Annotated in this window: 16 protein-coding genes and 1 tRNA gene; 3 read left to right on the top strand and 14 right to left on the bottom strand. The window is 71.2% G+C overall.

Going from position 1 to position 22,835, the window contains the following annotated elements:
- Nucleotides 1-205: 205 nt before the first annotated feature.
- Nucleotides 206-604 carry an ImmA/IrrE family metallo-endopeptidase gene (locus ACFRFC_RS12090; RefSeq protein ID WP_382680951.1) on the bottom strand — a complete coding sequence of 133 codons (399 nt, stop codon included), beginning with the start codon at nt 602-604 and terminating at the stop codon, nt 206-208.
- A 169-nt stretch (nt 605-773) separates the two neighbouring features.
- On the opposite strand from ACFRFC_RS12090, the gene ACFRFC_RS12085 reads away from it, so the two are divergent.
- On the top strand, nt 774-1,016 hold the full coding sequence (locus tag ACFRFC_RS12085) for a hypothetical protein (RefSeq protein ID WP_382680950.1): 243 nt from the start codon (nt 774-776) through the stop codon (nt 1,014-1,016).
- A 139-nt stretch (nt 1,017-1,155) separates the two neighbouring features.
- The gene (locus ACFRFC_RS12080) at nt 1,156-1,818 is read left to right on the top strand and encodes an HAD-IA family hydrolase (RefSeq protein WP_382680949.1); all 663 of its coding nucleotides are present in this window, start codon (nt 1,156-1,158) and stop codon (nt 1,816-1,818) included.
- A gap of 606 nt (nt 1,819-2,424) precedes the next feature.
- Here ACFRFC_RS12080 and ACFRFC_RS12075 read toward each other — a convergent pair.
- Nucleotides 2,425-3,750 carry a cation:proton antiporter gene (locus tag ACFRFC_RS12075; RefSeq protein ID WP_382680948.1) on the bottom strand — a complete coding sequence of 442 codons (1,326 nt, stop codon included), beginning with the start codon at nt 3,748-3,750 and terminating at the stop codon, nt 2,425-2,427.
- Nucleotides 3,751-3,986: 236 nt separating this feature from the next.
- On the opposite strand from ACFRFC_RS12075, the gene ACFRFC_RS12070 reads away from it, so the two are divergent.
- Nucleotides 3,987-4,424: an SDR family NAD(P)-dependent oxidoreductase gene (locus tag ACFRFC_RS12070; protein ID WP_382680947.1), complete on the top strand. Its 438-nt coding sequence runs from the start codon at nt 3,987-3,989 to the stop codon at nt 4,422-4,424.
- A gap of 223 nt (nt 4,425-4,647) precedes the next feature.
- Here ACFRFC_RS12070 and ACFRFC_RS12065 read toward each other — a convergent pair.
- The 12 genes from ACFRFC_RS12065 to ACFRFC_RS12010 all read right to left on the bottom strand — a co-directional run bounded on the left by ACFRFC_RS12065 (nt 4,648) and on the right by ACFRFC_RS12010 (nt 22,758).
- Nucleotides 4,648-4,721: transfer RNA gene (locus ACFRFC_RS12065), tRNA-Thr, on the bottom strand.
- Between the two features lie 139 nt (nt 4,722-4,860).
- Complete coding sequence (locus tag ACFRFC_RS12060) at nt 4,861-6,459, bottom strand: alpha/beta hydrolase (RefSeq protein WP_382680946.1); 1,599 nt, start codon at nt 6,457-6,459, stop codon at nt 4,861-4,863.
- Nucleotides 6,460-6,769: 310 nt separating this feature from the next.
- On the bottom strand, nt 6,770-7,975 hold the full coding sequence (locus ACFRFC_RS12055) for a DNA polymerase III subunit delta' (protein ID WP_382680945.1): 1,206 nt from the start codon (nt 7,973-7,975) through the stop codon (nt 6,770-6,772).
- Between the two features lie 253 nt (nt 7,976-8,228).
- Nucleotides 8,229-11,459, bottom strand: coding sequence for a dTMP kinase (gene tmk / locus ACFRFC_RS12050; protein WP_382680944.1), 3,231 nt, complete (start codon nt 11,457-11,459; stop codon nt 8,229-8,231).
- A 301-nt stretch (nt 11,460-11,760) separates the two neighbouring features.
- Complete coding sequence (locus ACFRFC_RS12045) at nt 11,761-12,102, bottom strand: hypothetical protein (protein WP_382680943.1); 342 nt, start codon at nt 12,100-12,102, stop codon at nt 11,761-11,763.
- Nucleotides 12,103-12,243: 141 nt separating this feature from the next.
- On the bottom strand, nt 12,244-15,102 hold the full coding sequence (gene topA / locus ACFRFC_RS12040) for a type I DNA topoisomerase (protein ID WP_382680942.1): 2,859 nt from the start codon (nt 15,100-15,102) through the stop codon (nt 12,244-12,246).
- A gap of 649 nt (nt 15,103-15,751) precedes the next feature.
- The gene (locus tag ACFRFC_RS12035) at nt 15,752-15,949 is read right to left on the bottom strand and encodes a hypothetical protein (protein WP_382680941.1); all 198 of its coding nucleotides are present in this window, start codon (nt 15,947-15,949) and stop codon (nt 15,752-15,754) included.
- Between the two features lie 436 nt (nt 15,950-16,385).
- The gene (locus ACFRFC_RS12030) at nt 16,386-17,906 is read right to left on the bottom strand and encodes a methyltransferase (protein WP_382680940.1); all 1,521 of its coding nucleotides are present in this window, start codon (nt 17,904-17,906) and stop codon (nt 16,386-16,388) included.
- 181 nt (nt 17,907-18,087) lie between these two features.
- The gene (locus ACFRFC_RS12025; RefSeq protein WP_382680939.1) at nt 18,088-18,681 is read right to left on the bottom strand and encodes a small secreted protein; all 594 of its coding nucleotides are present in this window, start codon (nt 18,679-18,681) and stop codon (nt 18,088-18,090) included.
- Between the two features lie 183 nt (nt 18,682-18,864).
- On the bottom strand, nt 18,865-21,279 hold the full coding sequence (locus ACFRFC_RS12020; RefSeq protein WP_382680938.1) for a sodium-translocating pyrophosphatase: 2,415 nt from the start codon (nt 21,277-21,279) through the stop codon (nt 18,865-18,867).
- 582 nt (nt 21,280-21,861) lie between these two features.
- Nucleotides 21,862-22,305 carry an ATP-binding protein gene (locus tag ACFRFC_RS12015; RefSeq protein ID WP_382680937.1) on the bottom strand — a complete coding sequence of 148 codons (444 nt, stop codon included), beginning with the start codon at nt 22,303-22,305 and terminating at the stop codon, nt 21,862-21,864.
- Between the two features lie 111 nt (nt 22,306-22,416).
- Nucleotides 22,417-22,758, bottom strand: a complete 342-nt coding sequence (locus ACFRFC_RS12010) for an anti-sigma factor antagonist (protein WP_355736290.1) — start codon at nt 22,756-22,758, stop codon at nt 22,417-22,419.
- Nucleotides 22,759-22,835: the final 77 nt, after the last annotated feature.

The following is a 22,835-nucleotide window of genomic DNA, read 5'->3' as shown; positions in this document are numbered from 1 at the left end:
CAGGGCGCTGTTCCTGAACGTCGAGCAGCTCCCGGACGCGCTGAGTCGTCCAGGCCAGTTCGTGTGCCAGTCCGGCGATCGACAGATCCGCCTCCTTGCAAGCCAGGTCGAACGCTTGGTGCAGCAGCGACGGCTGCTCCCCCGAGTAACCCGAGACAGGCTCGGGAGTGAACCCGGGCTGGCCGTCCAGTGCGCGCAGGCGTTGCTATGTGCGGCTGGTCGTGGCATCAGAGATGAGCCCCAGTTCACGGCACCTGTAGACGAGTGAGTGGATGGAGACCCCCCATACCTGCCTGAGTTCGGCCAGCCTTACGAGGTCCATCCGTTTGGGCAGAAGGGGAAGGATGCTGTCCTGGGGGGTGAGGAACTCGGCGGCGAAGGCGTCGGCTTGCTTCTCCTGACGGCTGTCACCTGTGGCGTCGCCATGGAGGACCAGGTGCCCGAGTTCATGGGCGGCTGTGAAGCGATGGCGGTAGATGTCATCGGCCCGGTTGGCTGTGAGCACCACGAGTGGCCGCGCTGGCCGGGTGGAAAATGCGTCCACGGTGGCGGCCGAGGTGTCGGACGCCGGAGGCTTCACCACAACGATGCCGTGAGATTCCATACGCCGGACCAAGTGCGTAACGGGCCCGTCCCCCATTCTCCAGCGCCGACGGAGTTCGCGAGCCGCCGCGGCAGGGTCCGTGGGTAGTTCGGCGCCGGGGTGGACCTCACCGCCGGCGAAGCCTGGAAGGTGCACCAGCGGTAGCTGGACGCGCCGTTCGAGGGCGTAGGTGAGTTCCCACACCTGCTCCGCGAAGGCCAGTGCCCGTTCCCTCTGGGACTTCGGTGTGCTGCGCAGGCTGCGGAAGTGGGCCATGGAGGCGTCCAGCCTGCTGGACGGGCGGCCCACCAGGAAGATCTCCGACCTGCCGCTGAGGTCTCCCAGCATCTTCTGGGACAAGCCTCGGCGCTCGCGCCACTACTTGATCCGCTGTCCGATGCTGAACAACTCTCCGTCGTACACCATGGGCTGACCGTTCGCCGTAGTGGACAGGGCACTCGTGTCAAGCCTATGCCCGCGCAAGTCGGAGAGGGGCGATACTGGTGGTCTCTCCCCGCGGGGAGGGCACTCAACGGTCCCCCTGCCGCCGCCGTGGCTGGGGGACCGCGTACATGTACGACCAGATGCGCAAGGAGGCCGCTTTGTCAGCCCCGTACCGTGGCCTGATCCTCGACTTCGGTGGCGTCCTCACCACCCAGATGCGACTCAACGGGCAAGCCTTCGAGAGGTCGGAAGGCTTGACCCCGGGCGCGTACTTCGCAGCCCTGAACGAGCATCCGGACGGAGTCGCGATCTACGCGGCGCTGGAAGTCGGTGAGGCAACTCAGGAGGACTGGAATCGGGTCATCGGCGGCATTCTGGGGATCGACTCCACCGACCTGATGCGTCGAGCCCTGGCGAACCTCCACCCAGAGCCTCAGATCGTCGCTGCGGCGGAGCGTGCCCGTGCGGCCGGAATCAAGGTCGCCATGCTCAGCAATTCGTTCGGGATCAAGCCCTACAACCCGTACGAGGACAAGGGCATGTGGACGGACTTCTTCGACGCCGTGATCCTTTCGGAACTGGAAGCCGTACGGAAGCCGTCCCCGCTCATCTATCAGCGGGCGCTCGATGCCTTGGAGCTGACGGGGCCGGAGTGTGTCTTCGTGGACGACCACGCGGAGAATCTGCCGCCCGCGGCGGCCCTGGGCATTCGAACCGTGCACCACACCACGGACCCGGCCGGTACCGCAGCGGTCCTCGACTCGCTCCTCCTCGACCCCACCCCGGCCTGAACACTCGGAGGCTTTCCCTGTGGCCGAGCACCGGTCGTGTGTGGGCGGCCGGGGGACGGCAGCAGCGTTCGAGGAATCGTGCAGGACTCTTCGAACCCTGAGTGACGGTCGGGGTGGCCGGATCATCCGCCGCGAAACAACGGATACGACTGACCTGGGACGATGGAACGATCACTGGGCGGTCACGGGCGTCTGTTCGTCGTGCTCGCGGAGCATGGTCCGGCCGGTGGCCGGCTCCCACACGGTCAGCCCGCCCTCGGAGGAACCCCGCCCACGGTTGACCCCGGATTGACCCCCCGGTACCGACCGGTTGGAGAGCGCCCGAACGGCTCGCGGGGATGGCGAACGGCCCGGAAGCCCGTTCCCCGCTCCGCCGCAGCAACGGCCACTTCGACCCGGGTACCCCCCTCAACCACCAGGGGCACGACGCCCACGTGCTTCCCGAGGCACTTCACCTCGCCCGCCCTGGCAGCACGGCCCGGTCCCGCCAGAGCATCTCCCGCGACCGGCTCGCCTCAGAACAGGAATGGTGCCTTCTCCCAGACCAGCACGTCGCGGGCCCAGCGGCCGTAACAGCGCCTCCACTTGGGTGCCGGTCCGGGTACCTCAGGTGGGTCGCGTGCCCCTGGTTGTCCCGGCAGCTCGCGTACCTGGCGGGTCGCCGACCGTGACCGCGTTCTCCCGTAGGTCCGGCTCGGCGCGTAGCGCGCTCGCGAACCACTTGCCGTAGCGGTCTCCCAGGAACGGGGCCGACGCGCCGTGCAGCAGGACGCTCAGGCCCACGGTCACGGCGACGACCTCGCTCAGCAGCGCCACCCCGGCCAGGTGTTCCTCGAAAGCGAGCAGGCCGAACACCAGGGAGGCGAGCCCGCGCGGGCCGAACCAGCCGAGATAGGCGACGGAGGCCGGACGCAAGCCTGTGCCGATCAGCGCGAGCGCGACCGGCAGCATCCGGATGACGGTCAGACTGATCACCGCGTAGACCACCATCCGCCACGTCAGATGCTGGAGAGCCGGTCCCAGGATGACCGCGCCGAACACGAGGAAGCTCAGCGAGGCCAGCAGCAGGCCCAGGCGCTCGGTGAACCTCGTACTCCGCCCCGGATCCGGGCTCTTCGCGCGAGCGCCCCGGTCGGCAGACATCCGGCGCAGCCGGATGCCGAAGGCCAGGCCGGCGGCCCAGGCACCGATGAAGCCGCTGCCCTCCACCACGACGCACAGCGCATACGCGACGACCGGAACGGCGAGCGCCAGGAACTGCCACCAATCCGTGCCGCTCCAACCTCGGGCGGCCGACCAGCGCAGCACGCTCGCCCCCACCCAGCCGGCCGCGAGTCCGATCGCACCACTGAGCAGCAGCGCACGCAGAAACGTATCGACGACGCCCGGATGACCGTGCCCCTCACCAGCCGCTGCCAGCGCCAGCACGAAGAACGGCAGCGCCAGGCCGTCGTTGAGACCGGATTCGACCGACAGGCCGCCGCGGATCAGTGCGGGGACCCGTTCGTTGGAGACGGCTTGCTGCCCGAGCGCGGCATCGGTCGGCGCCAGGATGATGCCGACCAGGGCCAGCTCCCAGACGCTCAGACCGGGCAACAGCAGCCAGGCCACCAGCCACCCCAGAGCCATCGTGGCAGGCAGGCCCACCACGAGCAGCCGCAGCGGCAGGAACTTTTCCCGGCGCAGATCCCAGGCTCGAATCCCCGCCGCGTCCGTGAAGAGAAGAAGGACCAGCGCCCCCTCCAGCAGAGTTCGGGTGACCTCGGGGTCCTTGGCCCGGTCGATCAGGTCCAGGCCGAGAGGGCCGATCGCCAGGCCGCACAGCATGAACACCAACGGCCCGGAGATCACAGTCGTCGACAGCCGCCGCGAGAACGCCCCATAGGCGACGACCACGCCACCGGACACGACCACGGCCCACTGGCTGCTCATCCGCGCTCCTCACGACCGGCACAGGTCATCGGCCCGGCACCTGCATACGGGTGACGCGCCCACTGCCCAACTGCACCATCACACCTCACACAGAGGCACGAACCATCACCCTATGTGCCCATGGCGTGAGTCCAAGGGACCTCGCCGCTGTCGCCGCCCAGAGGACAACGACAGCGCTCGTCTCAACACCGGCATGGCCATCGGCTCGCGCGGCGCGAGAAGGCAACGCCCTGGTCATGAGGCGACGAGGAGGACGCAGAAGCGCGCGACTACCGGCTGCGAAGCCGACCACGCGGTCCCGACCGAGCCGAAGACCCTCGGGCCGCCCCCGGGCATCCGTAACCGTCCATCAGCGGAGAACGCCTGCCTGTCCGCCGAAGCCGTCCCCCCGCCGCAGGCCCGTCCCAACCTGCGGTACCGGAGCGCATGCCGATGAACCTGGGTCCCCCGACAAGGTTGCCGTCGTCACCGGTGCCGGCAAGGGCATCGGTTCGGCCATCGTCGAAACCCTGGGCCGTGAAGACGCCCGCGTCGCCGCCGGCATCCGTACCCGAACCCCCGAACTCGCTGCACCAAAGCGGCACCGATCTCGGTGCCGAGGTCCAGCAGGTGTGCCGCCGCCGGGCCATCCCCGTTCAGGCCGACGTACTTGCCGGCCTGCGCGGTGGCCATGACCAGGTGTCCCAGCGACTCGACGCGAACACCCACGAGCCGGTCGTCCACCCGGAGGGGCCGGACGGCGTGGGGCGGGGCAGCGCCCGGCTCCCGCTCGGCAGCCGCCTGCATGATGACGTCGGCCACCACCTCCGGGGTAACCAGATGGACGGCTTCCTCCCCGTCCACCCCGGAAATGCGAAAAACCCCAGGTCACGGCGAGTGAGTCCTGAGGTTCTTCAGAGCCGCCTTCGGGATTCGAACCCGAGACCTACGCATTACGAGTGCGTTGCTCTGGCCATCTGAGCTAAGGCGGCGCGCTGCCCGCACCATGGTGGGCTCAGCAGCGACGGTAAGTCTACACAGTTTCCGGGAGTGCTCCGGACCAGCCCCGGGAGCCAGAATCCCGGGTCCCAGAAGCCGGGATCCGGGGCCGGCGGGGCACACCAGCGGCTGCTACGAGCAGCGCTTCCCGTCCCTCGGCGCCGCCCCGCGGAGCAGATAGCTGTTGATCGCGCGGTCGATGCACGCGCTGCCGCGCCCGTACGCCGTGTGGCCGTCGCCGTCGTAGGTGAGGAGGCGGCCGGAGGAGAGCTGGCGGGAGAGGGACTGGGCCCAGCGGTACGGCGTGGCGGGGTCGCGGGTGGTACCGACCACCACGATCGGCGCCGCGCCCTTCGCGGCGATGCGATGCGGCTCGCCGGTCGCGGCCACCGGCCAGTACGCGCAGTTCAGGGCGGACCAGGCGAAGCCCTCGCCGAAGACGGGGGACGCCTTCTCGAAGTCGGGGAGGGCCGCGCGGACCTGGTCAGGGGTGTCGAAGGCGGGCGGCAGGTCCAGGCAGTTCACCGCCGAGTTGGCGAACATCAGGTTGGTGTAGTTGCCGTCCGGCTCACGCTCGTAGTAGCTGTCCGAGAGCATCAGCAGACCGGTGCCGTCGTTGTGCCGCATCGCCGAGGTCAGCGCCTCACGCAGTTGCGGCCAGGCGCCCTCGTCGTACATCGCCGCGATCACACCGGTCGTGGCCAGCGACTCGGTCAGGCGGCGGCCGTCCTCGTCACCGGTCGGGATCGGGCGGGCGTCGACCTTGCCGAAGAAGGACTTGAGGTTGCGGCCGATCTGGCCGGGGGCCGTGCCCTTCTTGCCGAGCGGGCAGCCCGACCGGCTCGCGCAGTCCTTCGCGAACGCCCGGAACGCCGTCTCGAAGCCCGCCGTCTGGTCCAGGTTCAGCCGCCGCGCGGACAGGGACGGGTCCATCGCCCCGTCCAGCACCAGCCGCCCCGTCCGGCCCGGGAAGAGCCCGGCGTACGTCGCCCCGAGGAACGTCCCGTACGACGCCCCCACATAGTTCAGCTTCTTGTCGCCGAGCACCGCCCGCAGCAGGTCCATGTCCCGCGCCGCCTCGACCGTGGAGACATGGCGCAGCAGCCGCGGCGACTGGGCGCCGCAGCCCTCCGCGTACTTCTGGTACGACGCGACCAGCGCATCCCTCTCCTTCTCGCTGTCCGGCGTCACATCCGTCCGCGTGTAACGGTCCATCCCGGGGCCGTCGAGGCACTTCACCGGCTCGCTGCGGGCGACCCCGCGCGGGTCGACCGCCACCATGTCGTAGCGGGCCCGGACCTCCGCCGGGTAGCCGATCCCGGCGTACGACTGCAAGAAGTCGACCGCCGAACCACCCGGCCCGCCCGGGTTCACCAGCAGCGAACCCAGCCGCGTCCCCGGTCCCGTCGCCTTCTTACGGGCGACGGCGAGCCGGACGTCGCCCGCCCCCGGACGCGCGTAGTCCAGCGGCGCGCGCATCGTCGCGCACTGGAAACCGGGGACACCGCACGAGCGCCAGTCCGGCTTCTGCCCGTAGTACGACGTCAGGGCCGACGGCGTGGCCTGCGGCAACGCTGCCAGCTCCGCGTCCGCCACCGCGCTCGCCGACCCCGTCGCGCTCCCCGACGAACACGCCGAGACGAGCAGCGCGGCGGAGGCGACAAGGGTCGCTGCGACGCGGGACGTGCGGTGGGTGCGGTCAGTGCGGCGGTGAGTGTGCCTGGTGTGCATCCCGCGAGGGTAACTGTGCGCGACGAGCTGAGTGCCGTACGCACGCGATGCGCCACGGATGGGTTACGGCGTCAACCCTTGGCCGGGGAAGCAACAGCCGTCCCGGGGCGAGGATCGGGGCAGCGATCCCGGGCGCCGGATCCGAGCCAGGGATCCCGAGGGAGGGAGTCCGAACCAGGGATCCCCAGGGGGGTTCCGAGGGAGGGATGGGGTGCCTCGTCCCTCCCGGCAAGGCGGGCGCCCGCCATCGCCCACCACCCCGCAACTCGGCCCCGTCCAGGCCCCGTCCAGGCCCCGCCTCCGCCGCCTCTCAGCCCGCTCTCAGCGCCAACGTCATCGCCTCCACCGCCAGCAGCGGCGCCACATTGCGGTCCAGCGCGTCCCGGCACGCGCCGATCGCCTCGATACGGCGCAGCGTCGCCTCGGGCGTACCGGCGCGGGACAGCCGGTCCAGGGCGTCCTCCACATCCACGTTGGCGATCGCCACGCGCGAGCCCAGCTGGAGGGCCAGCACATCGCGGTAGAAGCTGGTCAGGTCCGTCAGGGCCACATCCAGGCTGTCCCGCTGCGTCCGGGTTCTGCGGCGCTTCTGCTTGTCCTCCAGCTCCTTCACCACGCCCGCCGTACCGCGCGGCAGCCGTCCGCCCTGGGCCGCGCCCAGCGCCGTCTTCAGCTCCTCGGTCTCCTTGCCGTCCATGTCCTCCGCGAGCTGCTTGGCGTCCTCGGCCGCCGCGTCGACCAGTTCCTGCGCCGCCTTGAGGCAGCCGCCGACATCGTCGATCCGGAGCGGGAGCTTGAGGACGGTGGCCCGGCGCTCGCGCGCGGCCGGGTCGGTGGCCAGCCGCCGGGCCCGGTCGACATGCCCCTGCGTGGCACGGGCCGCCGCCGCTGCCACGCCCGGCTCGACGCCCTCCCGCCGGACCAGCATGTCGGCCACGGCGTCCACCGACGGCGTACTCAGATTCAGGTGACGGCAGCGGGAGCGGATCGTCGGCAGCACGTCCTCCAGCGACGGCGCGCACAGCAGCCAGACCGTACGCGGCGCCGGTTCCTCCACCGCCTTCAGGACCGCGTTCGCCGACTTCTCGTTCAGCCGCTCGGCGTCCTCTACGAGGATGATCTGCCAGCGCCCGTTCGCCGGTGATGTGAACGACTTGCGGACCGTGTCGCGCATGTCGTCGGCCAGGATCTGCGCACCCACGGCCGCGACCGTCGACACATCCGCGTGCGTGCCGATCAGCGCCGTGTGGCAGCCGTCGCAGAAACCACAGCCCGGCGAGCCCCCGAGCGCCCGGTCCGGGCTCACGCACTGCAAGGCCGCCGCGAAAGCCCGCGCCATCTGCACACGCCCGGCCCCCGGCGGGCCCGTGAACAGCCAGGCGTGGGTCATCTTCGACGCCTCCGGCAGGGGCGTGGCCGCGGCCACGGCGGTGACCTGCGCGTCGGCGTCCCGGGCGGCGGCGGCGAGCTGCGCGCTCACCCGCTCCTGCCCCACCAGGTCGTCCCACACGGTCATGGCTCACCCCGTCTTTCCGTCCCACCGGCCGCGCCGCCACACGCCGCGCCGGTCATGTCTCCCATGCCTCATCGCACGGATTCCATTGTGCGGCCCGGCACTGACAACGGGCCCCCACGGACAACGGACCTCGACGCCACCACGGCCCGCGCCACCACAACGACCCCCGACGGGCAACGAGCCCGGGCAGACAGCGGCCCCCACGGACACCGAGCGTCACGGACAACCCGTCCCGCCCCAGGAGCGCGGCACCTCAGCCCCGACGCCCCCGCCCACCGGCCCCGCCACCACGCCCCTGCTCCTCGTCGAACTCATCGTCATCACGCGGCCCGAGCAGTTCGTCCGCCAGCGTCGGCAGATCGTCCAGCGGAGTCTCCTCCGCCCAGTCCGACCGCGGCCGACGCCGAGGCGCCTCCTCGGCCCCGACCTGCGGCATCTCCCGCGTACGCTCCCTGGCATCCTCCGGCCGCGCGTCCTGCTGTCGTCCCTGGTCCCGTCGCACCTCGTCCCGGAAGTATCCCGGCGGCACCCGGTCCGCAAGCTCGTCCTCCCGCACGGGCGGCAGCACAGCCGTCTCGTCTGCGGCACCAGGAACCACCGCCGGCAGCACAGCCGTCTCATCCGCCGCGCCCGACAGAACCGGCGGCAGCACGGCCGTCTCATCCACGGCTCCGTCCGGCACGGGCGGCTGCGGCAGCTCGGCGGTCACTTCACTCTCAGACTCAGAGTCCTCACCGGACCCACGGGATCCACTGAACCCACCCCCGACCGGGCCACCCCCCGCTTCTTCCCCCCGCACAGAAACCACCGGCGTAGACACAGTCGCCGCCTCCGGCCCCCGCACGGGCGGGCTCGGCCGACGCGGCCCCGCCGCTGCCGCCGCCGCGGCCTCCTCCGCCGCCCGGCGAGCCTGCTCGGCCCGCAGCAGCGCCGCCTCGGCCTTCTGCTGCTTCTCCAGGCGCAGGGCCTCGGCCTCCGCGCGCAGGCGGGCCTCTTCCTCGGCCTGCTTGCGGCGGCGGTCCTCCTCGGCCTTGCGGCGCGCCTCCTCCTCGGCGCGGGCCTTCTCCTCGGCGAGCAGCCGGACCCGCTCCTCCTCGGCACGGCGGCGGGCCTCCTCGGCACGCTGCCGGGCCTCCTCCGCCTGCCGTTCGGCCTCGCGCCGCTGCGCCTCCTCCAGCTCACGCTGCTTGCGCTCGGCCTCCTCGGCGCGCAGCCGCTCCAGCAGCTCCTGGCGCTCGCGCTCCAGCCGCTCCTCCTCGGCCTTGCGGGCGGCCTCCTCCTCCGCCTTGCGCCGGGCCTCCTCCTCGGCCTTGCGGCGCGCCTCCTCCTGGGCCCGCACCTCGGCCTCGGACAGCGGCAGCATCTGGTCGAGCCGGGCCCGGATCACCGTGGTGACCCCCTCCGGCTCCCGCCCGGCGTCCACCACCAGGTACCGGCCGGGATCGGCGGCGGCCAGCGTCAGGAAACCGGACCGCACGCGCGTGTGGAACTCCGCCGGCTCCGACTCCAGCCGGTCCGGCGCCTCCGTGAACCGCTCCCGCGCGGTCTCCGGCGAGACATCCAGCAGCACGGTCAGGTGCGGTACGAGCCCGTCGGTCGCCCAGCGTGAGATCCGCGCGATCTCGGTCGGGGACAGGTCGCGCCCGGCGCCCTGGTAGGCCACCGACGAGTCGATGTAGCGGTCCGTGATGACCACCGCGCCGCGCTCCAGCGCGGGCCGGACGACCGTGTCGACATGCTCCGCGCGGTCGGCGGCGTACAGCAGGGCCTCCGCGCGGTGCGACAGCCCCGCGCTCGACACGTCCAGCAGGATCGACCGCAGCCGCTTGCCGACCGGCGTCGCCCCGGGCTCGCGCGTGAGCACGACCTCGTGTCCCTTGGCCCGGATCCACTCGGCGAGGGCCTCCGCCTGGGTCGACTTCCCGGCCCCGTCGCCGCCCTCCAGCGCGATGAAGAAACCGGACGCCGCGGGCGCCTGCGCGGGGTCGTCGCCCCGCAGCACCGCGTCCCGCAGATCGTGCCGCAGCGGCACGCCCGCGCGGTCGTCCAGCTTGGCCAGCACCAGCGCCGCCACCGGCAGCAGCAGCGCGCCGACCAGGATCAGCGTGAAGGCCGCGCCCCCGTGCGCGAAGACGAACTTGCCGCTCTCCAGCCGGTGCGGCCCGATCAGCGCGGCCACCACGGGCGCGAGCACCGCACCGAGCGCCACGGACACACGTACGACCGCGTGCAGGTGCTCGGTCGTGCGCGCGCGGCGGAATTCCTCGGTCTCCTGGTCCAGCAGCGCGTGTCCGGTGTTGGCCGCCACGCCCGCGCCCACGCCCGCGAGGGCGACGATCAGCAGCACGGTGGCGACGTCCGGGACCAGCCCGGCGGCCAGCAGCGCGACGCCGGTGAAGGCGATCGCCAGCGCCAGCAGGCGCCGCCGCGACAGGGCGGGCAGCAGTTTCGGCGCCGTACGCACACCGATCACGACGCCGCCGGTCAGCGCCAGCACCAGCAGGCCGTACGTCACCGGCCCGCCGCCCAGGTCCTTGGCGTGCAGCACGGACACGGCGACCGCGGCGGCGACCGCGCCCGCGACCGACGCGCAGGCGGCCACCAGCAGCGAGATCGCGCCCGTACGGCCCTTGTCGGCGCCCGTGCCGGTCTTCGGGCGGCGCAGTCCCTCCAGCGGCGACCGCGCGCGCGGTGTGCGCGTGCCGGGCACCTCGAGGAACGTCAGCACCGACAGCGACGCGGCGAACAGCCCGGCGGCCACATAGGAGGCCAGCGCCGCCTGGTGCTGGGCGAACCAGTCGATGCCGGCGCCCAGCAGGTTGTTCAGCAGCGAGGCGGCGACCAGCGCGGCACCGGCCAGCGGGACCGCCACGAAGCTCGTCCGCAGCGACAGGCGGCGCAGGGCGTCCATGTGGTCCGGCAGCGGCCGTACCGTCGCGCCCTCCGGCGGTGGCGCGGGCAGCAGCGCGGGCGCGGCGCTCTCCCGGCTCACCGTCCAGAAGCGCTCGGCGACGCCGGTGACGAAGGCCGTGACCAGCAGGACGGCCAGCGCGTTGTCCGGCGTCCAGTCGATCCACAGCGGCGCCACGATCAGCAGCGCCGCGCGCAGGCCGTCCGCGCCGACCATGGTCCAGCGGCGGTCCAGCGGACCGTCCTGGGAGGTGAGCGAGGACAGCGGACCGAGCAGCACCGCCCCGAAGAGCAGTATCGCGAGGATCCGCGCGGCGAAGACGGTCGCGACCGCGAGAGCCACGCCCCGGTATCCGCCGCCGAACGAACCCTCGGTGATCGCCGCCTGGAGCGCCAGTACGACCAGCACCAGCAGCGCCAGCGTGTCGCCGATCCCGCCGACCAGCTGCGCGCTCCACAGCCGCTTCAGCTGGGGTCGGCGCAACAGCGCGCGCACCGCGCGCTCACGGGAGTCCGCCACAAGGGCGTCGTCGGAGGCCGGTTGGTGGGCCGTCGGCTGGTCGGCTCGCGTCATGCGTTCAGCCTATCGGCACCCACCGACACTCCACGGCGCTCACCCGAACACCCGCACGCCCTCCGCCGACGCTCTTCAACCGGCAAGGCCCCCCGGAACCCCCGAGACCCTCGGCAACCTCACGGACCCGGCCGATCCCAGGCGCCCCCGCAATCCCAGGCACCAGGCACTCCCGACGCCTCCCGGCATCCGCCCGGGCCCAGCCAGCCCCGGAACCCTCCGCCCCGCCACATCCCCCGACGACACGACAACGAACGCCCACGCCCCGGCCCCGGTCCCGCCCCCGGCGACGAACGCCTCCTCAATCCCCGACGATCAACGCCTCGTCGAAGATCTCGATGACGACCACGACCAGCAGCCCGTGCGCGACCACGTACTCGATCAGCAGCCCGGGCGCGACCTGCGCCTTCCGGTCGTCCTCGTGCGTGCCGATGTGCGAGCTGGCCTTGTGGTACGGATCCAGCGCCAGCTTCGCCAGCCCGCGCTCCAGCAGCGTGCGCCGCTGCGGTGCCATGGTGTCCGCAGTCGCCTTGGTCTCGACCGTGTACGTCACGCGATACGACACCCTGCCCCCGTCCCGGTACGACACGCCGCCGCCTCGTCCGTCGAGCCGGCCCGGTACCTGCGCGGGGCGCACCGACACCGACGCCTCCCCAGGCACCTTCCCAGCGCCTCGCCAGAACCGACAGCCAGGCCAGGGCTCCCCCGCCCGGACTGTCAGCCCCCGGAACCCGGCCCGTCAGCCCGCTGCCAAGCCCCCAGGCCCGCCGCCCGGCCGGCCCCCTCAGTCCGCCTTCTCCGCAGCCGCCGCCCTCTTCGCGGCCGTGGCCTTCGCCGTGGTCGCCTTCTTGGCGGTGGTCTTCTTCGCCGTGGTCTTCTTGGCGGCCGTCGTCTTGGCTGCCGTCGTCTTGGCTGCCGTCTTCTTGGCCGTCGTCGCCTTCTTCGCCGGGGCCTTCTTCGCGACGGCCTTCTTCGCCGTCTTCTTGGCGGGCGTCTTCGCCCGCTTCTCGGCGAGCAGCTCGAACCCGCGTTCGGACGTGATCGTCTCGACGCTGTCGCCGGAGCGGAGCGTCGCATTGGTCTCGCCGTCGGTGACGTACGGCCCGAAGCGGCCGTCCTTGACCACCACCGGCGCTCCGCTGACCGGGTCCGCGCCCAGTTCCTTGAGCGGCGGCTTGGCCGCCGCGCGGCCCCGCTGCTTGGGCTGGGCGTAGATCGCCAGCGCCTCTTCGAGGGTGATCGTGAAGAGCTGGTCCTCGCTGGTCAGCGACCGCGAGTCGGTGCCCTTCTTCAGATACGGCCCGTAGCGCCCGTTCTGCGCGGTGATCTCCTGGCCCTCGGCGTCCGCGCCGACGACGCGCGGCAGCGACATCAGCTTGAGGGCGTCCTCCAGCGTCACCGTGTCCAGCGCCATCGACTTGAACAGCGACGCCGTGCGCGGCTTGACCGCGTTCTTGCCGGTCTTCGGCGTGCCGTCGGGCAGCACCTCGGTGACGTACGGCCCGTAGCGCCCGTCCTTGGCGACGATCTGGTGCCCGGTCGCCGGGTCCGCGCCCAGCTCGAAGTCGCCGCTCGGCTTGGCCAGCAGTTCCTCGGCCAGCTCCACGGTCAGCTCGTCCGGCGCCAGATCCTCCGGGATGTCGGCGCGCTGGTGCTGCTCGGTGTCCTTCTCGCCCCGCTCGATGTACGGGCCGTAGCGCCCGACGCGCAGCACGATGCCGTCGCCCACCGGGAACGACGACACCTCGCGCGCGTCGATCGCGCCCAGGTCGGTCACCAGCTCCTTGAGGCCGCCCAGGTGGTCGCCGTCGCCGTTGCCGGCCTCGGCGGCGCCGCCGTTGCCCGTGCCCTCGCCGAAGTAGAACCGCTTCAGCCACGGCACCGACTGCGCCTCACCGCGCGCGATGCGGTCGAGATCGTCCTCCATCTTGGCGGTGAAGTCGTAGTCCACGAGCCGCCCGAAGTGCTTCTCCAGGAGGTTGACCACCGCGAACGACAGGAAGGACGGGACGAGTGCCGTGCCCTTCTTGAAGACATAGCCGCGGTCCAGGATCGTGCCGATGATCGACGCGTACGTCGACGGGCGGCCGATCTCGCGCTCCTCCAGCTCCTTGACCAGGCTGGCCTCGGTGTACCGCGCGGGCGGCTTGGTGGCGTGGCCGTCGACCGTGATCTCCTCGGCGGCCAGCGGGTCACCCTCGGTGACCTGCGGCAGCCGGCGCTCGCGGTCGTCCAGCTCGGCGTTGGGGTCGTCGGCACCCTCGACGTACGCCTTCAGGAAGCCGTGGAAGGTGATCGTCTTGCCCGACGCGCTGAACTCGGCGTCCCGTCCGTCGGCCGCCGTACCGGCGATCTTCACGGTGACGCTGTTGCCGATCGCGTCCTTCATCTGGGAGGCGACGGTCCGCTTCCAGATCAGCTCGTAGAGCCTGAACTGGTCACCGGTCAGCCCGGTCTCGGCCGGCGTGCGGAAACGATCACCCGAGGGGCGGATCGCCTCGTGCGCCTCCTGCGCGTTCTTGACCTTTCCGGCGTACGTCCGGGGCCGGTCCGGCAGATAGTCGGCGCCGTACAGCTGGGTGACCTGCGCGCGGGCGGCGGCCACGGCGGTGTCGCTCAGCGTCGTGGAGTCCGTACGCATGTAGGTGATGTAGCCGTTCTCGTACAGCTTCTGGGCGACCTGCATGGTCGCCTTCGCGCCGAAGCCGAGCTTGCGGCTGGCCTCCTGCTGGAGCGTCGTCGTCCGGAACGGGGCGTACGGCGAGCGGCGGTACGGCTTGGACTCGACGGACCGGACCGAGAACCGGGTGTTCTCCAGGGCGGCGGCGAGCGCGCGGGCGCTCGCCTCGTCCAGGTGGAGGATGTTCGCGCTCTTGAGTTGTCCCAGGGAGTCGAAGTCACGGCCCTGCGCGACTCGCCTGCCGTCGACGGCCTGGAGGCGGGCGACCAGCGACGACGGGTCCGACGAATCCCCCGCGCGGCCGGTCGCGAAGGTCCCCGTCAGGTCCCAGTACTCAGCAGAACGGAAGGCGATCCGCTCGCGTTCCCGCTCCACCACGAGCCGGGTGGCCACCGACTGGACCCGGCCCGCCGACAGCCGCGGCATGACCTTCTTCCACAGCACCGGGGAGACCTCGTAGCCATAGAGGCGGTCGAGGATGCGGCGGGTCTCCTGGGCGTCGACCAGCTTCTGGTTGAGCTGGCGCGGGTTGGCCACGGCGGCCTGGATCGCGGCCTTGGTGATCTCGTGGAAGACCATCCGCTTGACCGGGACCTTGGGCTTGAGGACCTCCTGGAGGTGCCATGCGATGGCCTCGCCCTCGCGGTCCTCATCGGTGGCGAGATACAGCTCGTCGGAGTCCTTCAGCAGGTCCTTGAGCTTCTTGACCTGGGCTCGTTTGTCGGCGTTCACGACATAGATCGGCGCGAAGTCGTGTTCGACGTCGACGCCGAGCCGGCGGACCTCACCGGTGTACTTCTCGGGCACCTCCGCGGCGCCGTTGGGGAGGTCGCGGATGTGCCCGACGCTCGCCTCGACGACGTATCCGGGGCCGAGATAGCCCTTGATCGTCTTCGCCTTGGCGGGCGACTCGACGATGACGAGTCGGCGACCGCCCTGCGCGGTCTCGCTGGTCGGGGACAACTTCGCTCTTCTCTCCGGTCGACGCTGGGGCCTCCCCAGGGGCTTCTTCCCGGGTCGGGTGGTGGTGACGCTGCGGAGTGTGACGGTACATCCCGCCCCCGTGTCAAACGGGAAAAGCCCGCAACGGCCACTCGAACGGTAACCCGACTACCGCCTTTCCTGCCGCCCGGAGTGCCCACCAGGCCGTACGGGCCGATCCGGAGCGGGACCTGTCAATTACCGACGATCATGAAAAGCCCAGCGTCTCGGCGTGGCGCGCCGCGCCGGGTCACGCGCCGGAGCGGAGCCGGCGGACGCCTGAGCGGATCTCGGCGGAAGCCCGGGCGCAGTCCCTGCCGGGACCTGCGGCGAAGCCACTGGCGACGCGGTCGGCGCCAGGCGCGTACGGGATCCGACGAGGCGGTGCCGCGCGCCCCGGCCTGGCGGGACGCTCCCACCGCGCGGGAGCACGATTCCCGGCACGCCCCACCGCGCGGGAGCGCATTGTCACGGGCGACTTTCAGCCGCGTACTAAGGCCGAGATTCCGCGCGGCCTCGACCGGGACGGGCGCGGATCGCACATGCGCCAGGCCGGGATTCCGCCTGGCGCTCGTCCTTTCGATTCAAGGTGGTACGAGCCGTACGTCACACGGCCACCGAGCCCCACGCCTCAGAGGCGGGCGAAGCACCACGCGGCGATCACCAGCGCGGCGACGGAGGCGAGCGTGGTGAGGACGGCGGAGGCGCCCGGGCTCACTCCCAGGGCGACGGGTTCCCGGCGTCGTACCCGCACCGCGGTCCACAGCAGCAGACCACCCCCGAACAGTCCGAAGACCACTCCCGCGAAGATCGCCGGCCCGCTCTCCATCTCCCGCCGCGCCCCTCTGTCGTCCCGTCCGCGCGTACTCAGCCCCGGAAGACTGGCACGCGCGCACGGCACCCAGGCGAACCCGAGGTGAACGCAGGGGCGACACGGGAGGGGCGGGTGGGACCAGTGGGACGGAAGGGGCGTACGCGTGGCGCATGCCGGGCGCTCCGGCGGCTCGGGCGCCTGGGCAGCACGGGGGCTCGGGCAGCACGGGGCTCGGGCAGCACGGGCAGCACGAGCAAGGCTTCGGGCATCCGGGGCGCCACAGGATCAGGTTCCGGCGCGTCCAGCGGCACGGGGCCAGATTGCGGAGCAACCGGCGGCAAGGGCAGCGATGGCGGCCCTACGACCCCGGCCCGCGCCCCTCGCATCAGCCCGCACGTCCCCCCGAACTCCCTGGCTCCTCCCCCCTTACCCGCCCTCCCCCCAGCCTCCCCTACCCGGCCGGCTCCAGGAACCCCTGCTCCACCAGCAGCCGGATCTGCGTGGGCGTGCGGTCCCGCAGCAACACCGGGTCCTCGCCGACCAGTTGCGCGATGGCGTCGAGGATCCGTCCGGCGGTCAGGGAGCCGTCGCACACGCCTGCGAAGCCCGCGCCGACGGTGTCCACGCGGGTGGCCCGGCGCATGCCCCGGTTCTGCCGCAGCACGACATGCTCTGGGTCCTCGGCGCCCGGCAGCCCGACCTGCTCCTGGACGACCTCGGCGGCCAGCCGGAACCGCTCCTCCAGCAGCGCGGCGTCGTCGCGCGAGCGGAGGTAGTCGAGCCGGTCGAAGTGCGCGACGACGGTGTCGCCGAGCGGCTGCTCCACCGGGTGCGGCCACTCCTCGACGGTCACCGACGGCACGGCCGTGTCCGTCCGGCGCAGGGTGATCCAGCCGAAGCCGACCGACTTCACCTTGCGCGCCTCGAACTCGTCCAGCCAGGTGTCGTACCGCGCCTCGTACTCGGCCACGTCACCCCGGTGGTCCCCGGCGTCGCGCAGCCACAGTTCGGCGTACTGCGTGATGTCCTGTGCCTCGCGCTGCACGATCCAGGCGTCGCACCCGCGCGGCACCCACGAGCGCAGCCGGTCCTGCCAGTCCTCCCCTTCCACGTGCTGCCAGTTGGCGAGGAACTGCGCGAACCCGCCCCTGTTCAGCCGTTCCCCCGCTCCCTGAACGAGCGAGCGGCACAGATCGTCCCCGCCCATCCCGCCGTCCCGGTACGTCAGCCGCGCGCCGGGCGAGATCACGAACGGCGGGTTGGACACGATGAGGTCGTACGTCTCCCCGTTCCTGAGCGGCTCGAACAGCGAACCCTCGCGCAGTTCCGCGGCCGGAGCGCCGGACAACGCGAGGGTGAGCGCGGCGATGTGCAGCGCGCGCGGGTTCACATCGGTCGCCGTCACGCGCGTGGCGTGCCGCGCGGCGTGCAGTGCCTGGATGCCGGAGCCGGTGCCGAGGTCGAGCGCCGCCGAGACGGGCGTACGGACGGTGATCCCGGCCAGCGTCGTCGACGCGCCGCCGACGCCCAGCACGACGCCCTCCGCGCGGCGCCCGATCCCACCCGCGCCGCCGACCGCGCAGCCCAGGTCGGACACGATGAACCAGTCCTCACCGTCCGGCCCGCCGTAGGGCCGTACGTCGACGGTCGCGGCGACCTCGTCCGCCCCGACGGCCGTCAGCCAGCCGCTCTCCAGACAGTCGGCCACCGGCAGAACGCCCCGCACGCGCGCGTGCGGCACCGGTTGCTGCAACAGGAGCAGCCGTACGAGGGTTTCCAGCGGCGTGTCGCCGCGTGTCGCCCGGAGCGCGGGCACGGTCTCGCTGCGCGCCAGCGCCGCGTACGCGGGGGCGCCGAGCAGTTCGAGCAGCCCGTCGGCGGTGAAGGCGGCCCTCAGGAGGGCCTCCCGCAGCCGGGCGGCGACATCGGGACGATCGGCGGAAGGCAGGGTCGGCAGGCTCGCGTCAATCACGCTTCCATTGTGTCCGCAACGCGCGCCGTAGCCCCACCGCGGCGCTCACACGGCCCCGCGCGGCCCTGGCCCGGCGCTGCCCCGCGCGGCCCGGCACAGACGACCGGGCGCCACCCGAGAGCGCCCGGCCTCGTCTCACGCCAGGCGTACGCCCCCCAGGCCCACCCCGGCGCTCAAAGCCTCACTCAGCCGCAGCACTGGACTCCGCGGAAGCACTCTTGCAGCTCTGCTGCCGCGCCATGGCCTGCCCGACCTCGCCCTCCTCCAGCGTCTTGAGGGCGTCGTTGCCGCTCTGGCCGAGCTTGTCCAGCTCCGTGGCGATGTCCTTGAGGCCGTCGGCGAACTTGGCCTGGTCCTTGGTGTCGAGTTCGTCGACCTGTGTCTTCAGGGACGCATAGGACGTGGCGATGCCGTTCAGCTCCTCGACGGCGTCCTGCTGCTTCTTGTCGCCGTTCTCGATGTCCGGGGCCCCGGCCTTGCTGACGGCGGTGCCGATCGCCTTGTAGGCGTCGGACATGTCCTGGAAGGCCTGCGCGTCGGTCTTCTGGACCTCGTCCGGCGTGCTGTTGTCGGAGGTCTCCTTCTGGATCGCGGCATTGGCGGCCTCGATCTTCTTCGCCTGCGGCTGCACCGCGTCGCACACCTGCTTGGCCCAGGCGTCCAGCTTCTCGTTGCTGTCGTCGTCACCGCTGCACCCGGTCAGCGCCAGTACCAGTACCGCACCGCCGGACAGCGCGGCCCCGAGCTTCTTGTTCACCGGTTTGGTCCCTTCCATGGCTCTCGGCCCCGGAACATACACGGGACACGCGCGGCACAACCGTGGCGTACGTCGGTTAAGCACACTTTTGCCACTGTTCGCACGGGCGAGAGAAGGCTCACGAGAGGGGCGCGAACGGCAGGAGGCGGGCGCAGGGCGCGACAACGCACGCCCTCCGCCCGCCCCAAGGACACGGCACGGCTAAGGCACCACCGCCGGATCCGCCGGTTCCGAGGTCCCCGCGCTGTCCGGGTCCCCGTCGTCGTCCCCCATGACGATCCCGCGCCGCTTGGAGACATACACCGCCACCGCGATCACCAGGAACGCGAGCACGGCGATCAGGATCCGTACCGTGAGGTTCTCGTCGGGTCCGTACGAGAAGTTGATCACCGCCGGAGCGATCAGCAGCGCCACCAGGTTCATCACCTTGAGCAGCGGGTTGATCGCGGGACCCGCGGTGTCCTTGAAGGGGTCGCCGACCGTGTCGCCGATCACGGTCGCGGCATGGGCCTCGCTGCCCTTGCCGCCGTGGTGGCCGTCCTCGACCAGTTTCTTGGCGTTGTCCCAGGCGCCGCCGGAGTTGGCGAGGAACACCGCCATGAGGGTGCCCGCCCCGATCGCGCCCGCCAGAAACGCGCCGAGCGGACCCACGCCGAGCGTGAACCCGATGAAGATCGGCGCCATGACCGCGAGCAGACCCGGCGTGGCCAGCTCCCGCAGCGCGTCCCTCGTACAGATGTCCACGACTTTTCCGTACTCGGGCTGCTCGGTGTAGTTCATGATCCCGGGATGCTCGCGGAACTGCCGCCGGACCTCGTAAACCACCGCCCCCGCGGACCGCGACACCGCGTTGATCGCCAGCCCCGAGAAGAGGAAGACGACCGCGGCGCCGGCGATCAGCCCGACGAGGTTGTTGGGCTGCGAGATGTCCATCATCAGGGTCATCGGGGCGCCGTCGCCGGTGAGTTTCTCCCCGACGTCCTGCGCCCCTGTCGTGATCGCGTCCCGGTACGACCCGAACAGCGCCGCCGCCGCCAGGACGGCGGTGGCGATGGCGATGCCCTTGGTGATCGCCTTGGTGGTGTTGCCGACGGCGTCCAGGTTGGTGAGCACCTGCGCGCCCGCGCCCTCGACGTCGCCGGACATCTCGGCGATGCCCTGGGCGTTGTCGGAGACCGGCCCGAAGGTGTCCATGGCGACGATCACACCGACCGTGGTGAGCAGCCCGGTGCCCGCCAGGGCGACGGCGAACAGCGCCAGCATGATCGACGTACCGCCGAGCAGAAAGGCCCCGTACACGCCGAGCCCGATCAGCAGCGCGGTGTAGACGGCCGATTCCAGGCCCACCGAGATTCCGGCCAGGACGACGGTCGCCGGGCCGGTCAGCGAGCTCTTGCCGATGTCCTTGACCGGGCGTCGGCTGGTCTCGGTGAAGTAGCCGGTCAACTGCTGGATGACGGCGGCGAGCAGAATGCCGATCGCGACCGCGACCAGGGCGAGGATCCGCGGATCGCCGCTCTTGGCCGCGATGGCCGCGTCGGTGACGCCGTCGAGGTCGGCGTACGACGACGGCAGATAGACGTACACGGCGACGGCGACCAGGACCAGTGAGATCACCGCGGAGACGAAGAAACCCCGGTTGATCGCGGTCATGCCACTGCGGTCGCTGCGGCGGGGAGCGACCGCGAAGATCCCGATCATCGCCGTGACGACGCCGATCGCGGGCACCAGCAGCGGGAAGGCGAGGCCCGCGTCACCGAAGGCGACCATGCCGAGGATCAGCGCGGCCACCAGGGTCACGGCGTACGACTCGAAGAGGTCGGCGGCCATGCCGGCGCAGTCGCCGACGTTGTCGCCCACGTTGTCCGCGATGGTCGCGGCATTGCGCGGATCGTCCTCCGGGATGCCCTTCTCGACCTTGCCGACCAGGTCGGCGCCGACATCGGCGGCCTTGGTGAAGATGCCGCCACCGACCCTCATGAACATGGCGATCAGCGCGGCACCGAGGCCGAAACCCTCCAGCACCTTCGGCGCGTCGGCCGCGTACACCAGCACCACGCAGGAGGCGCCGAACAGTCCGAGCCCCACCGTGAACATGCCGACGACACCGCCGGTGCGAAAAGCGATCTTCATCGCCTTGTGCGAGACCTCGGTGAGATCCTTTTCCGGCTCGCCCTCCGCCGGAGTCGCCTCCCGGGCCGCCGCGGCGACCCGCACATTGCTGCGCACGGCGAGCCACATGCCGATATACCCGGTGGCCGCGGAGAACGCGGCGCCGATCAAGAAGAAGACCGATCGTCCGGCCCGCTGATTCCAGTCGTCGGCGGGCAGCAGCATGAGCAGGAAGAACACCACGACGGCGAATACGCTGAGGGTGCGCAACTGCCGGGCCAGATAGGCGTTCGCGCCTTCCTGCACGGCCGCCGCGATCTTCTTCATGCTGTCGGTGCCGTCGCCCGCGGCGAGCACCTGTCGCAGCAGCACACCGGCGACGACGAGCGCGGCCAGCGCGACGGCCGCGATGACCATCACGATGACCCGGTTGTCGTCGGTGAGCACCGCGGCCATGAAGGTTGGGGGATGGTCCAGCTGATGAGGGGTGGAAAGCCCCGCCATTCGTCCTCCTTGACGCTTGGGCTGAGCTCAAGATGTGGACGGAGTGTAGGGATCTGATCCTGATCAAAACAGTGCGCGGTAAGCGGAATTAGCCTTCACATACTCTTCAGCGAATGATCGCGCGAAAACCATGATCCCGATAGTGGTAATGCGCCGAAAGAATTAAGAGCTTGATCGTGAATTCCTTCACGATTTCGACGGCGGGACCGTGCCCGGAAAAAGAATCAAGGACCCCGCTGGGGCGGGGTCCTCGGGTGTGCGGGCCCTGGGTGTGTGGGCCATATGTCAGCCGAACGCGTGCGTACGAGCCTGATACTGACGTACGAGCCGCACTTCGGGTGCTGTGGGCCCTACGAGCCGTGCCTCGGGTGCCGTGAGCCGCGCGAGCCGCACACCGGCCACGAGCCGTACGCCGGTGCCGCGCCATTGAGCCACAGACGGCGCTGTGACCGCGCCTCGACGCCACGAAGCCGCACATCGACCCTATATCGACCCTATGGGCGTATGTCGGCCCTATGAGCCGTACAGCAGATCTACGAGCCGTACATCGGCCCTACGCCCTTGTGGAGCCGTCCACCCGCCCTACGGCAGCGCCGACGCCCCCTGCGGTGCCGTCTCCGGCGGGGTCGTGGGCCAGGTCATCCGGATCAGCCCGCCGTGTTCGTCGGCGGTGACCTCGACGTCGTCCACGAGCCCGCTGATCACCGCGAGGCCCATCTCGTCGTCCTCGGAGTCCGTGTCCGCCTCGCCGGGCGCCGACGCGCCGGGCACCGACTGCGGAGCCTCGTCGCCGACCTCGATGGAGAACTGTTTCTCCTCCTCGATCAGCGCCACTCTCACCGGCGCGGTGATCCCGCCGCTCTGGTGCAGTCCCACGGCCCGGGTGCAGGCCTCGCCCACGGCGAGCCGCACCTCGTCCAGAACCGCCTCGTCCACCCCGGCCCTGCGCGCCACCGCAGCCGCCACCAGCCGGGCGGTGCGAACGTGCTCGGGCAGCGCGCTGAAGCGGAGTTCGACGGTGGCCATGCATCCCCCTCGGAGCTACGGGCGTGCGATCGGGGCCGGGCCGCCGAACGCCCGGTCCCCAGTGAAAAACTCGTCCGGGTCCGGGCCGCGCGGGCGGCCCGGACCGGATGGTCAGTCGGTGGCCGCGACCGCTTCGTCGACCGTGGTGTGGATGGGGAACACCTTGGTGAGGCCGGTGATGCGGAAGATCTTCAGAATGCGCTCCTGGTTGCACACCAGACGCAGGGAGCCCTCATGGGCACGCACCCGCTTCAGGCCGCCGACCAGCACGCCGAGACCGGTGGAGTCGAGGAAGTCCACGCCCTCCATGTCGACGACGAGGTGGAAATTCCCGTCGTTCACCAGCTCGACCAACTGCTCACGCAGCTTGGGCGCGGTATATACGTCGATTTCGCCACCGACCCTGACGATCGTGCGATCGCCGATGGTTTCGGTCGACAGGGACAGGTCCACGGATCCTCCAGCACCTTGCTATCGAGCGGTCGCCCTTGGGCACCTCGGCGGAGCCCCCGGGTCGGTTCGCCAGCCGC

Source organism: Streptomyces sp. NPDC056734 (assembly GCF_042790455.1).
Taxonomy (GTDB): Bacteria; Actinomycetota; Actinomycetes; order Streptomycetales; family Streptomycetaceae; genus Streptomyces.
Note: the sequence above shows the minus strand (reverse complement) of the source record. Positions and strands in the feature narration are given on the sequence as shown.

Coding starts and splice junctions, on each gene's coding strand:
- ACFRFC_RS12090 (WP_382680951.1), bottom strand. CDS start 604: ATGGAATCTCACGGCATCGTTGTGGTGAAGCCTCCGGCGTCCGACACC.
- ACFRFC_RS12080 (WP_382680949.1), top strand. CDS start 1,156: ATGTACGACCAGATGCGCAAGGAGGCCGCTTTGTCAGCCCCGTACCGT.
- ACFRFC_RS12075 (WP_382680948.1), bottom strand. CDS start 3,750: ATGAGCAGCCAGTGGGCCGTGGTCGTGTCCGGTGGCGTGGTCGTCGCC.
- ACFRFC_RS12070 (WP_382680947.1), top strand. CDS start 3,987: ATGAGGCGACGAGGAGGACGCAGAAGCGCGCGACTACCGGCTGCGAAG.
- ACFRFC_RS12060 (WP_382680946.1), bottom strand. CDS start 6,459: ATGCACACCAGGCACACTCACCGCCGCACTGACCGCACCCACCGCACG.
- ACFRFC_RS12055 (WP_382680945.1), bottom strand. CDS start 7,975: ATGACCGTGTGGGACGACCTGGTGGGGCAGGAGCGGGTGAGCGCGCAG.
- tmk (WP_382680944.1), bottom strand. CDS start 11,459: ATGACGCGAGCCGACCAGCCGACGGCCCACCAACCGGCCTCCGACGAC.
- ACFRFC_RS12035 (WP_382680941.1), bottom strand. CDS start 15,949: ATGGAGAGCGGGCCGGCGATCTTCGCGGGAGTGGTCTTCGGACTGTTC.
- ACFRFC_RS12025 (WP_382680939.1), bottom strand. CDS start 18,681: ATGGAAGGGACCAAACCGGTGAACAAGAAGCTCGGGGCCGCGCTGTCC.
- ACFRFC_RS12020 (WP_382680938.1), bottom strand. CDS start 21,279: ATGGCGGGGCTTTCCACCCCTCATCAGCTGGACCATCCCCCAACCTTC.
- ACFRFC_RS12015 (WP_382680937.1), bottom strand. CDS start 22,305: ATGGCCACCGTCGAACTCCGCTTCAGCGCGCTGCCCGAGCACGTTCGC.